The sequence below is a fragment of the Candidatus Tisiphia endosymbiont of Empis tessellata genome (assembly GCF_964031035.1).
In the GTDB taxonomy this organism is placed as follows: domain Bacteria; phylum Pseudomonadota; class Alphaproteobacteria; order Rickettsiales; family Rickettsiaceae; genus Tisiphia.
Genome location: NZ_OZ034997.1, coordinates 743663 through 756143 on the forward strand (window position 1 = coordinate 743663; position 12481 = coordinate 756143).

Sequence of the window (12481 nt, forward strand, 5' to 3'; positions counted from 1 at the left end):
CTCTTTCATTTAACTATCATACTAGTTGATTATATTTGAAAATTACCATAAAGCCTTATATCTAACAAATTGTAGCACAAATAAGAAGCATTATGTTGACTAATTTTTAGTATGCCAAAAGCACTACGAGCCTGATTTTTTAGACGTTTCAAGCACTTTTCTGTCTCGAAGATAAAACGTGAGTACGCGAATACCACGCAGTTTTACGAAACCAATTCTTTAAAGCAGAAGAGTATATATGTCATTCTCACTTTCGCACACTGGTTCTACAACCAAATTGGAGAAAGAATTTTTGACAAAAACTCTTTATGTTTTTGTAACTCTTCCTTAGTTGGTTTGATAACTATAGTATTCTTTTTATTTGCCATAGTAGTTTGAACCACTAACTCGTCTATATTTTGTGCCTTTTGGCTATTAATATTGAAACTTATCTGCCTACCTCCAGTGAGTTCAACATAAACTTCTGCCAGTAATGCCGCATCTTTAAGTGCCCCATGCAACTTACGTGAGGAATTGTCAATTTTATATCTTTTACATAATGCGTCAAGATTAGCTTTCATTCCAGGAAACATCTTCCGAGCTAAAGCAAGAGTATCGATAATATTGGAAAGTTCTAAATACTCTGTAGAAGGTCTTTTGAGCAGAGATAACTCATAATTAATAAACTTAATATCGAATGCTGCATTATGTATAATAAGTCTGCTATTGCTAATAAACCCTAAGAACTCGTCAACAATTTCTTCAAAAGGTGGTTTGTCTTTTAAAAATTCTCCCGATATGCCATGTATTCGATAAGCTTCCGTCGGCATATCTTGCTTTGGATTAATATAAAAATGAAAATGTTTGCCGGTTAAAACTTTATTAACCATCTCAATAGCACCAATCTCAACAATTCGGTGACCATTTTTGGGGTCTAAACCAGTTGTCTCAGTATCTAAAATTACTTCTCTTAATTGCTGCATTTTAATTTTTCTATTAGTTGAGTTATTTGTTTATCTAAATCTACTAGATTAACATCAGTATTAATAACAAAATCTGCTTTTTCTATTTTAATCTGTTGTGGCAATTGAATTTGTGCTATTTTATTATAAGCTGTTAAATTAAAAGCCTCTCTAGACATTGCACGTTTTAATCTAGATTCTTCTGAGCAGAATGTTGTAACATAAAAATCAAAATATTGATCAAATCCAGCTTCAAAAAGTAATGGTATCTCAGCAAATGTAATCTCTGATTTACTATTCTGCTGTTTAAAAAGAAACAAACTTTCCACTACAAATGGATGAATAAAATTTTGCAGTTTGTTTCTTGCTAAATCATTAGCATAGATTAGCTCTGCAATTTTTCTTTTATCAAAACTTTTTAGATCAGGTAGTAAGTTAAGAACCATATTTTGTATTTCTGACTCTTCGTATAGGTTCTTAACATATTCGTCAGCAGAAAAAGTTATAAATCCTAGATTAGCTAAATAATTTAAGACAAAAGTTTTCCCTGAAGCATAACTACCGGTGATTCCTACCGCGATCATTCTAATAAATATTTTATTTTTTCTAAGTAATTTTCACTTTAAGGGATTTAAATTTAGATAACGTAATTACCTAACTCATAATTTTTCATTTCTTTTATAAATTCATACATTCTCAGTTGCAATTGAATGTTATTACCTGGGTGAGTTGGGTCGGTTTTTATTTTATGCGAACATAACTTACCATTTCCCCCTTTTCTTTTAAAAGTTATCACATTACCAATAAGCAAATTACCACCTTTAGATGTAAAAGATATGTCATATTTTAAATGTTTTAAAATATTTTTCATTGAATAAATATGCATAATACTTTCTTGTCTATCGTATATTACTAGTATTTCTCGAAATTTTTTATAAGACATAGACCATTCCACTATATCTTTTACAATAGGTTTAAATATTAATACTGCTTTCTCTTTTTCACTTTTTGGAAAAAAATCATATTTTGTAGCTCCTCTTTTGGCTTTTTCAACAAGTAGATTTTGCAACCACGTTAAGCAATCCAAATTAAATTTTTCGCAGAACTTTTCAGGTGTGGTTCTTGTTAGTTGATTTAAACCAGTCTTAAAAGCCTTTATATTGGCATCAATATTTCTCCCACAAGAAAATTCCATTTTTACATCTACTTTTTCATTATGTACTCCACTACAAATCGCAGTTATGAAGTTTCCTTGTATTTTAAAGTTTTCTTGAATTTTTTGTATGATTTTTTGATGATCTCCTATGCTATTTTTAAACAGAACCTCAACATTTTTTCCTATATAAGCATTTCTATTCATAATTATGATATTCCAATTGAATCATAAATATTACTGATCATCTTTGGTATAACAGCATTGCCAAGCTGTTGATAACCTTTTATCCCTTCTATAACATGGTGATTTTTTGGAAATCCCATTAAGTTTTTACATTCATTAACTGATAATCGTCTAATTCTATTATTAATTAAATATAAGCCAGTTCTTGCACCTACTCCTCCACCAAAAGCGGAAAGAGTTATTGCATGTCCCAAGGGGCTATAGATTCTTTCTCCTTGACCGCCTTTATTAACATAACCAATTCTTAGAGGTCTTAAATTTCTTTCAATTTCTTTATTGCCATCTATTACTATGTCATCTCTTTTAATATATAAACTATCATCAACTTTTTCTTCTAAAATATCATCCAAATAAACTTTTGCAAAAGTTTCTTTTGGCGGTAAATATTTAAATTTTAGATCATTATCGTAATCTTTACGTAAACAAACAAAATAAACCCTTTCTCTTGATTGAGGTATACCAAAAAAAGAAGAATTTAGAATATGCCTATAAACTTTATAACCAATTTCATCCAATTTTATATCTATTGTTTTAATTACCGATCCATTATCAATATTAATTATATTTTTGACGTTCTCAAGCAATAAAACATATGGTTTATGATATTGGGCGATTCTAATTATTTCATAAAATAATCTTCCGTTACTGCCTTTTAATCCCAATTGCTTACCAGAAATACTAAAGGGTTGACAAGGAAAACCTGCACATAGAATATCGTGTTTTGGTATTTTTTTTTCTGAGATTTCATTTAAATCGCCATAAGGTCTTTCTCCGAAATTTTTTACATAAGTTTCTTGAATATCCTTATCTATATCTGAAGAAAAAACACACTCCATTCCTTTTCCTTCTAAAGCAATCCTAAATCCACCAATACCGCAAAACAAGTCTATAAATTTATACACATTATTCCTGTTTAAATAAGTTATGATATAGTTAATTCCGTTAGATTTGATCAGGACAATTTAAGAACCGTAACCAATAGTTGGTATAAATATAATCTTAACTACTATCGATGTCATTCCTGCAAAAGTGGAAATGACATCGCTTTTAGCTAAGAGCTCCTTGGGTTAGGTATATAGAATGTTGGCAAAGTCATATAAATGCTATATAAAGCAAATTTTTAAGTAATTCTTTAGTTAAATTGCCAACAAAATAAGTAAAAAAGTAAAATTATATAATATATTCTCAAAATATGACGATAATTTTACTTTATTACTACTTTGCCAACACCCTTTAATATCATTTGAGTATATATGAAAATCAAGAATTGCATCGTCATTATCCAAGATTCTTGCGGTACTCAGCTGTATTTTTTACTCAAAAATTCTTCAGTTCACGGGTAGTCCTATTATTGCAATATACTTTTTGGACTAAAAATGACCCAAAAAATATACATATATAAACTGTTAATGAATATGCACATTTAAATAATACTTCTTTTAAAAACATCGACAAAACTCTACTTGTAGAGAATATATTTACAAAAAATCCTGACATCACAATGCCATCTACAACCGCACCCATCATTAAACCAGCAAAATTTCTTGTATTCAAAGAACATGTTGACTTGAGTAGTACAAATATACTTGTACTACAATATGTTGATAACAATATAGATACAAGTATAATTCCATTAATAACACGACCATGAATATAATAATTGAAGTCCCATAACAAACAAAAGCTTACTATATAATGGACTGAAGAAAATGGACAAAAAAATAGAGTTAAAAGTTTCCTAATTAAGATAAAATAATAAGAAAAAATTAGGAGAAAAAATGACAAAAGAAAAAGTAAGATTTTTTAGTGCTGAAGAAAAAACTAGGATAGTATTAGAAGTGCTGAAAGAAGAGAGTCCATTATCAGTGATAGCATCAAAATATGAGATAAACTCCAAGACAATTAGTAATTGGAAAAAACAATTTATATCAAATGCAGCATTGGCTTTTGAACCAGCAAAACTGGTAAGTAAATATCAGGAACAAATTAATATGCTGAAAGAACAAAATGATGAATTAGCGAAAACTCTTGAAAAAACAATAGTAGAGAGAGATTGGGCTGTGGGAAAGCTACAAAGCTTGGACTTATCAAATAGAAAAGAACTTGTCGATTCCAAGCTAGCAATGTTACCAAAGACAAGGCAATATGAATTATTAAAGATTAATCGTTCTTCAATGTACTATAAAGCAAAACCATTTAGTGGGTATAACTTAAATATTTTAAATAAAATAGATGAAATATATACTGATAATCCTGAATTTGGTTATCGTTATATCCATAGACAATTATTAGAAGACGGCGTGGTTATTGGTAAGGATCGGGTTCTAAAATATATGAACATGATTGGCATAGAGGCTATTTATCCAAAGAGGAAAAAGTTAACGTCTGAAAAAGATAAACAGCATAAAATTTATAGTTATTTGCTTGATAAATATTAGACTAATCTAGGTACAACTAAGACTGTACATGTACCTAACGCTAACGAGGTTTGGAGCGGAGATATCACTTATGTTCGAACTAATTCGGGATTTATGTACATGGCGGCAATTATAGATTGGCATAGTAGAGCTGTGTTGAGTTATAAATTGTCAAATAGTATGGACGTAAGTTTGGTAACTGAAGTATTGCGGGATGCACTTAACAAATATCCTGCACCGCAGATATTTAATAGTGATCAGGGCAGTCAATATACTAGGGCATATCGTCACGAGATTATAGTTGAATAATTTGTGAAGTTGGTTATACTAATTATAGTAATAGGGATAAGAGTTATGGGGCTAGCACATAGAAGACATGATATAAATGATGAACTTTGGAATAAGATACAAAGGCATTTGCCTGGCAGGGAAGGTTGTTGGGGAGGGGTTGCAAAAGATAATAGAACCTTTGTAAATGCAGTAATGTGGATATTTAGGACAGGAGCTCCTTGGAGAGATTTGCCACCTGATTATGGGAATTGGAAGAATGTACACAGAAGATTCTGTAGATGGCGCGATAATGGAGTATGGGAGCATGTACTAAATATTTTTATAAATGCTCCTGATTTCGAATGGTTAATGATAGATTCAACATTTGTAAAAGTTCATAAAGCAGGACTTGGGGCAAAAGGCGGGAATCAAACGATTAGCCGTACAAAAGGGGGCTCAATACAAAGATACATATGGCCGTGGATGCACGCATGGTATGCCGGTCAGAATTATTGTTACAGAAGGTTCCAGAAACGATTGTACTCAAGCTTGTGAATTAACCCAAAATATAGAGGCAGAGTACCTTATAGCAGATAAAGCTTATGACACAAATAGCATCGTAGAATTTGCTGAGCAAGCAAATATAATTCCTGTAATACCATCAAAAAGAAACAGAAAGATTCAAAGAGAGATAGATAAGGATTTATATAAGTTAAGGCACATTATTGAAAATACATTTCAAAAATTTAAAGAATGGCGTGGTATAGCAACAAGATATGCTAAAAATACAAAATCATACATGGCAGGCCTTTGTCTAAGGGGATTACTAATGTGGGCTAAAATCTCGTGACGATATACCCTAGTCATGAACACATTGAAATTTTACAAGAGCATAACATTAAAGTTTCGATGAATAGTAAAGGAAGAAGTATTGATAATATAATTATGGAGAGATTTTTCCGAACTTTAAAATATAATTGTATATTTATTAATGATTTTAAAGATGTTAAAGAGCTAAAGAGTGGTATTGATGATTACATCAATCACTATAATTATAGAAGATTCCATTCAAGTATTGGTTACAAAAAGCCTATGAATGCCTATCTAAATTCTATACAAAATTATGAACAAATTGCAGCTTGAAAAATGCAAAAATGGGAAACAAAATTATTATTTTTTTTGTCTTGATTTTTCAGTCCAGTATCGTACATGACTTTCACAAAAAACTTGCATTGCAAGCTTGGCAGCGACTTACTCTCCCATGCCTCAGGGCATAGTACCATCAGCACTACGAGGTTTCACGTTCGAGTTCGGTATGGGATCAGGTGTTTCACTCGTGCTATAACCACCAAGCTAGCAATACAAATTTTTTTATATATAGACTTCTTTAGACATTTATTCATAGAACCATAATTTCAAAAGAGGTCTAAAATTTGAGTTGTTGATAAAACTGAAAACCTTTTTATGTTTCTTGCAGAATTAATGCTGTACACAAGTACAACCTCAGCAAAGTAAAACAATCGAGCTATTAGTACTAGTTAGCTACACACGTTACCGTGCTTCCACACCTAGCCTATCAACGTGGTGGTCTTCCACGGCTCTGATAGGGAAGTCTAGTTTTGAGGTGGGTTTCCCGCTTAGATGCATTCAGCGGTTATCCCTTCCGTACTTAGCTACCCAGCTATGCCGCTGGCGCGACAACTGGTCCACCAGAGGTACGTCCACCTCGGTCCTCTCGTACTAAAGGCAGATCCTCTCAAACTATCCTACACCCACGGCAGATAGGGACCAAACTGTCTCACGACGTTCTAAACCCAGCTCACGTACCACTTTAATCGGCGAACAGCCGAACCCTTGGGACCTTCTCCAGCCCCAGGATGTGATGAGCCGACATCGAGGTGCCAAACGATTTCGTCGCTATGGACGCTTGGAAATCATCAGCCTGTTATCCCCGGAGTACCTTTTATTCGTTGAGCGATGGCCCTTCCACTCGGGACCACCGGATCACTATGACCGACTTTCGTCTCTGCTCGTCTTGTCAGACTCGCAGTCAGGCTAGCTTATGCCATTGCACTCTAACAGTTGATTTCCGACCAACCTGAGCTAACCATCGCGCGCCTCCGTTACTCTTTGGGAGGCGACCGCCCCAGTCAAACTACCCACCATGCATTGTCTCGGATCCTGATTCAAGGATCGCGGTTAGATATCAAGAATCAAAAGGGTGGTATCTCAAGGGTGACTCCACAGTGGCTTGTGCCACCGCTTCATAGTCTCCCACCTATCCTGCACATCTAATTCCTAATACCAGTGCAAAGCTATAGTAAAGGTTCACGGGGTCTTTCCGTCTAACCGCGGGAACTCCGCATCTTCACGGAGAATTCAATTTCGCTGAGTCGATACTGGAGACAGCGGGGAAATCGTTACGCCATTCGTGCGGGTCGGAACTTACCCGACAAGGAATTTCGCTACCTTAGGACCGTCATAGTTACGGCCGCCGTTCACTGGGACTTCAATTCAGAGCTTGCACCCCTCCTCTTAATCTTCCAGCACTGGGCAGGCGTCAGACCCTATACTTCGTCTATTGACTTTGCAGAGCCCTGTGTTTTTAATAAACAGTCGCTACCCCCTGGTTTGTGCCACCTATAGATGGTTGCCCATTTATAGGTCATCCTTCTCCCGAAGTTACAGATGCAATTTGCCTAGTTCCTTCAGCATCGTTCTCTCAAGCGCCTAGGTATACTCTACCTGTCCACCTGTGTCGGTTTAGGGTACGGTCTTTAATAAGGGTGTTATTTCCTGGAAGATATTCACTGCATATAACAATCCAATAAGCATATACAATTTACTATCTTCGTCACACCCTTTCGGTTCAGGAATATTAACCTGATTCCCATCGATTACGCCTTTCAGCCTCACCTTAGGGACCGACTAAGCCTGCGCAGATTAACTTTACGCAGAAACCCTTGGACTTTCGGCGAGAATGTTTCTCACATTCTTTATCGCTACTTATGTCAGCATTCTCACTTCCGATACCTCCAGCAAACTTCACAGTTCACCTTCACAGGTCTACGGAACGCTCCGCTACCATTTGCACTATTAAAGTACAAATCCGCATCTTCGGTACATGACTTGAGCCCCGTTACATTGTTGGCGCAGGAAAACTTATTTAGACTAGTGAGCTATTACGCTTTCTTTAAATGATGGCTGCTTCTAAGCCAACATCCTAGTTGTTTTGGTTTTCCCACATCCTTTAACACTTAGTCATGATTTAGGGACCTTAGATGGCGGTCTGGGCTTTTTCCCTCTCGACTATGGACCTTAGCACCCACAGTCTGTCTGCTATGCTGTACTCGTCGACATTCGGAGTTTGGTTGAGTTTGGTAAGTCTGTAGAACCCCCTAGCTCATCCAGTGCTCTACCTTCGACGGTAATCGCTATAACGCTCTACCTAAATAGATTTCGCGGAGAACCAGCTATATCCGAGTTTGATTGGCCTTTCACCCCTAGCCACAACTCATCCCCTACTTTTTCAACAGTAGTGGGTTCGGTCCTTCAGCGGATATTACTCCACCTTCAACCTGGCCATGGCTAGATCACTCGGTTTCGGGTCTAATTCATCTAACTAAAGTCGCCCTATTCAGACTCGCTTTCGCTACGCCTACACCTAACGGCTTAAGCTTGCTAGATAAACTAAGTCGCTGACCCATTATACAAAAGGTACGCCGTCACAGAACATATAAACGAGCTTTAAAACTCAATGTCTGCTCCGACTGCTTGTAAGCATTCGGTTTCAGGTCTATTTCACTCCCCTTATCGGGGTTCTTTTCACCTTTCCCTCACGGTACTTGTTCACTATCGGTCACTAGAGAGTACTTAGGCTTAGAGGGTGGTCCCCCTATGTTCAAACAGGATTTCACGTGTCCCGCCTTACTCAAGGACTCCAAAACTTTTTACCTATAAGGGGCTATCACCCTCTATGGCCAACCTTTCCATGTTGTTCTAGTTTTTATTCTGAAGCCACTGGCCTGGTCCGCATTCGCTCGTCACTACTAACGGAGTCTCGGTTGATGTCCTTTCCTCCAGCTATTGAGATATTTCAGTTCACTGGGTTTGCTTCGCATAGCTATGTATTCACTATACGATACCTGCTAAGCAGGTGGGTTTCCCCATTCGGAAATCTTCGGATCAAAGCTTATTCGCAGCTCCCCGAAGCTTATCGCAGCGTATTACGTCCTTCATCGCCTTCTAGTGCCAAGGCATCCACCAAATGCTCTTATTTTATTTACTTTGATTCTTTTAAAGCTTGAGATTGTACGATGTGTACAGAACTAATTCTGCTACTTATACAGTATCCACTCACGATCATAAATTTTTATTATCGCAGTGTGTATTTAGTTTTCAGTTTTATCAACTTTTCAAACAGCTACAGGATTTTTGCCCTGTGTGAAGTTTTATACCGACTATTCAGAACAATGTCAAACATTATTTTATCTGATTAACAGATTTGTTTGTCTTTCTTTGTTAGCATTTCTATCATATCTTTCTCTATGTTCATTTGATGATATTGTTTGACTTGCTTTAGGTACTGGTGGAATAACTTCTATTTTTTTTACAGTAGCTTTATTCAAATCTACATTTTTTAGCAAAGGATTTGATTTAACTTCTTCGCTTATATTCCCAACAACTCTTATATTATCTAAATTCATTGTTTTTTCCGGATGTTTTTTATTATATTTTTTAATTTCCGGAAGAAGTGTAGTTAAAGTATTACCATCAATGGTAGCTCCTTCAAAGTCTATATGTTCTTTAAAAGTAACTCTCTTAAAAGAGCATTCTTTCAATTCAACATTTTTCATAGAACATTTTCCTAATGTCACTTCATTAAAATTAAATCCTTTAATTTCAAAATCATCTAATTTCATATCTACTTTTTCAAAAGATAATCCTCTCAAATCTTTATTATTTAAGGAATAATCAAGTATCGGTGAATACTCAGATGAATTATTTCGACTATATTTCTCAGCCTGCTCCTGAAAGATAGAAGATAAATCTATTTTCTTGTCTGACTTAGCTATCACAAGAGGATTGGGCAAAACATCTTCAATAATTTGGTTCATTTTTTCACCAATTACTTTTTCACGTGTTGAATTAGACACAAAATGTTTTTGAAAATTATACTTCCAAAGGTTAACAGTAGCTTCTACAGCTAAACTTAGAACTTTTGTATCAGATAACAAATTAATCAATGGACGAACCATTGCACTATATTCTCCCTTCTTATATGAAGCCGTTATTGTTCCTACTTCCTTAGCATGATCCCCTAGTGCTTTAACAATTGCTTCACCTTTTAGTTTTAGTTTTTTACCCATCTCAGTTTCATTTAAAAATTTCTCAACCACAGGACCAAGGTCTTTAGCATGTTTTATTAAAAGCTCCGGTATTTTTTCTTGTAAAACTTCTTTAACCTTAGGATTATCCTTATTAAACTTAATAAGAGAGTTTACTAATTTACCAACTTTTTCTGCTTGTTTGGATTCAGGTACGTTCATAACCTCTTTAGTTTGCTCAATGATTCGCTCTAACCCCTCTTTGTCTGCTAAACAACTTTCAGTAAGTTCTGCTATTATCGGTAAAACATCAACAATAAATGGAATAGTTGCTGCTGTTGCATCACGTACAAATTTAGGATTCAGACCAATAAATCTTATATTTTGCTGCACTTCTGTTTTATCCAAAAATTCTAAAATATTCTTTTTATTATCAGCAAAATATTGTGGTAGAGTCGATTTTAAGGCAGGAGCTAGATCTTGAACAACCTTACTAGTATTATCTAAAATAGACAATATCATGGCTTTTTGCGTTCCTATTATTTCTTCTTTTCGAGTTGGAGATAAATTTTTATTAGTCAATAATTCCAAGCCCAAATCTTGATGTTTCATATAGAACTCATAGATCATAACCATTTCAGGAGTATGCTCTAATATCGTGCTACTTGCATTAGTTGCTAGTGATACAGTATCCCTAAAAAATTCTTTTGACACAAATCTAGTAAATTTATCGTCTAGAACATTCTCAGCAATTTTGGTAATTTCTTTTTGATTAGCTGAATCACGTAAAAACTCAACTAAATCTTTCTTGACTACTTCTGCTACTTTAGGGCTGGTAAAGATTTCCAAAGCATTTTTAATGATATCACGCCCTGAATTCTCGTTAGAAATTATTAGATTTTTATAAATTTCTTGTACTTTTTTATTTGATTCTCCTTCTAATACGCCACCTCCTAATTTTAGCACCAACGGCACTATCCTTCTAATAAAATTTTTATCTACTCCATCAAATATATCAGGATTAACTCTACTAGCTTCTGTAGGTGAAATCATTGGAGCGGGATTTAACACAGCTCCTAAAACTGGCAACAAAACACGCTGAGCGATCTGATCTATTGAAAGATCAGATCGTGCTTCATTCAGAGCAGGAATATATATATCAGCCACTGCACCAGCTCCCTTGATTAGATTAGATACATGCTCTACTTGTTCTTTTTGTAATTTTTGCCTTTCTTCAATTAGCAACTTATCACTTAATAATTTTCCACTCACTTCTTGAAATTTCAGGAAATCAGCATATAGCTCATCATATAATAGCTTCTTTGTATCCAGCGGATTCCTAATAGCTGAAGGTACTATAGTAGCAATATCAAGAAGAAATGTCCCTGTCTCTTTTAATAAACCTACAGCGATGTGAGGTAAATTCTCTAATGTTAATTCTAATTGCTCCACTTTTTTTACTTGCTCCAATTGTTTTTGCTCTTCTTGAAGCTTTTGCGGAATAATTTCTTGACCATTCTGAATGAATATGCCTTGTAAACTAATCAAATTTACGTCCACAATATCAGTATTAATATCGACCGTAGCTTTAGACAAATCAGCCTCAGCTAACTTTGCCGCACGTAAATTAACTCCTTCTAACTTAACCTTTTCTGCTTGTACTTTTTCCAATATCGCTTGCTGCAATTTTGATTTTGTAAGATCACCATTCATGAATATTACTTCGGTAAAATCACCTTCCTGAGCGTCAATACTCCTCATTATACTATTCGAGAAATCAGCCTTTTGTGCATGAACTTTTTTTAGTATACTATAACTTGCATTGATTCCTTTAGCCTTCGCTCCTTCTAAAATCGCCTCTGTTAAGTTAGCAAATTTGACCTCTACTCCTTCTAAAATTGCATTTCTGAAATTCGCCTTTTGTGCTTCCACCATATTTAGATTGGCATTAATAAAATTCACTCCTTCAGCATTAATCCTTCTTAGAATAGCTGCTTCTAAATTCGCTCCATCCAACTTAGTCAAACCACTTAACTCAACATCCGACAAATCTAATCCTTTTGCTTCTATGTTTTGCAATATAGTATCTTTAAATTTTGCTTTATGTGCTTTGGTCTTTTCCATCAA

7 protein-coding genes, 2 rRNA genes and 2 pseudogenes are annotated in these 12481 nt (G+C 34.9%); 4 read left to right on the plus strand and 7 right to left on the minus strand.

What is annotated here, in order from left to right; all coding sequences use genetic code 11:
• Positions 1-266: 266 nt before the first annotated feature.
• From dnaQ to AAHM86_RS03965, 4 genes are read right to left on the minus strand one after another with little or no spacing between them, the layout of a single operon-like run.
• On the minus strand, positions 267-962 hold the full coding sequence (gene dnaQ / locus AAHM86_RS03950; protein ID WP_342267341.1) for a DNA polymerase III subunit epsilon: 696 nt from the start codon (positions 960-962) through the stop codon (positions 267-269).
• On the minus strand, positions 950-1525 hold the full coding sequence (coaE, locus tag AAHM86_RS03955) for a dephospho-CoA kinase (protein WP_342267342.1): 576 nt from the start codon (positions 1523-1525) through the stop codon (positions 950-952). Before coaE ends, dnaQ begins: the two co-directional genes overlap by 13 nt.
• Before the next feature lie 53 nt (positions 1526-1578).
• Positions 1579-2301, minus strand: coding sequence for a hypothetical protein (locus AAHM86_RS03960; RefSeq protein WP_342267343.1), 723 nt, complete (start codon positions 2299-2301; stop codon positions 1579-1581).
• 2 nt (positions 2302-2303) lie between these two features.
• Positions 2304-3242, minus strand: a complete 939-nt coding sequence (locus AAHM86_RS03965; RefSeq protein ID WP_341751424.1) for a DNA cytosine methyltransferase — start codon at positions 3240-3242, stop codon at positions 2304-2306.
• Positions 3243-4118: 876 nt separating this feature from the next.
• Here AAHM86_RS03965 and AAHM86_RS03970 point away from each other — a divergent pair.
• The 4 genes and pseudogenes from AAHM86_RS03970 to AAHM86_RS03985 all read left to right on the plus strand — a co-directional run bounded on the left by AAHM86_RS03970 (position 4119) and on the right by AAHM86_RS03985 (position 6170).
• Entirely contained in the window at positions 4119-4778 is a 660-nt protein-coding gene (locus AAHM86_RS03970) for a transposase (protein ID WP_342267344.1), read from the plus strand.
• Positions 4779-4829: 51 nt separating this feature from the next.
• A pseudogene (locus AAHM86_RS03975) lies at positions 4830-5066 on the plus strand (DDE-type integrase/transposase/recombinase); the annotation flags it as partial.
• Positions 5067-5111: 45 nt separating this feature from the next.
• Positions 5112-5877 (plus strand): annotated as a pseudogene (locus AAHM86_RS03980) (IS5 family transposase).
• Entirely contained in the window at positions 5874-6170 is a 297-nt protein-coding gene (locus AAHM86_RS03985; RefSeq protein WP_342267345.1) for an integrase core domain-containing protein, read from the plus strand. Before AAHM86_RS03980 ends, AAHM86_RS03985 begins: the two are co-directional and overlap by 4 nt.
• 95 nt (positions 6171-6265) lie before the next feature.
• Here AAHM86_RS03985 and rrf read toward each other — a convergent pair.
• The 3 genes from rrf to AAHM86_RS04000 all read right to left on the minus strand — a co-directional run bounded on the left by rrf (position 6266) and on the right by AAHM86_RS04000 (position 12478).
• Positions 6266-6380 (minus strand): 5S ribosomal RNA (gene rrf / locus AAHM86_RS03990).
• A 154-nt stretch (positions 6381-6534) separates the two neighbouring features.
• Positions 6535-9315 (minus strand): 23S ribosomal RNA (locus AAHM86_RS03995).
• 199 nt (positions 9316-9514) lie between these two features.
• On the minus strand, positions 9515-12478 hold the full coding sequence (locus AAHM86_RS04000) for a pentapeptide repeat-containing protein (protein ID WP_342268377.1): 2964 nt from the start codon (positions 12476-12478) through the stop codon (positions 9515-9517).
• Between the last annotated feature and the right edge of the window lie 3 nt (positions 12479-12481).

Excerpts from the sequence above, each read along its gene's own strand:
- dnaQ (WP_342267341.1), bottom strand. The coding sequence starts at position 962 with ATGCAGCAATTAAGAGAAGTAATTTTAGATACTGAGACAACTGGTTTA.
- coaE (WP_342267342.1), bottom strand. The coding sequence starts at position 1,525 with ATGATCGCGGTAGGAATCACCGGTAGTTATGCTTCAGGGAAAACTTTT.
- AAHM86_RS03960 (WP_342267343.1), bottom strand. The coding sequence starts at position 2,301 with ATGAATAGAAATGCTTATATAGGAAAAAATGTTGAGGTTCTGTTTAAA.
- AAHM86_RS03970 (WP_342267344.1), top strand. The coding sequence starts at position 4,119 with ATGACAAAAGAAAAAGTAAGATTTTTTAGTGCTGAAGAAAAAACTAGG.
- AAHM86_RS04000 (WP_342268377.1), bottom strand. The coding sequence starts at position 12,478 with ATGGAAAAGACCAAAGCACATAAAGCAAAATTTAAAGATACTATATTG.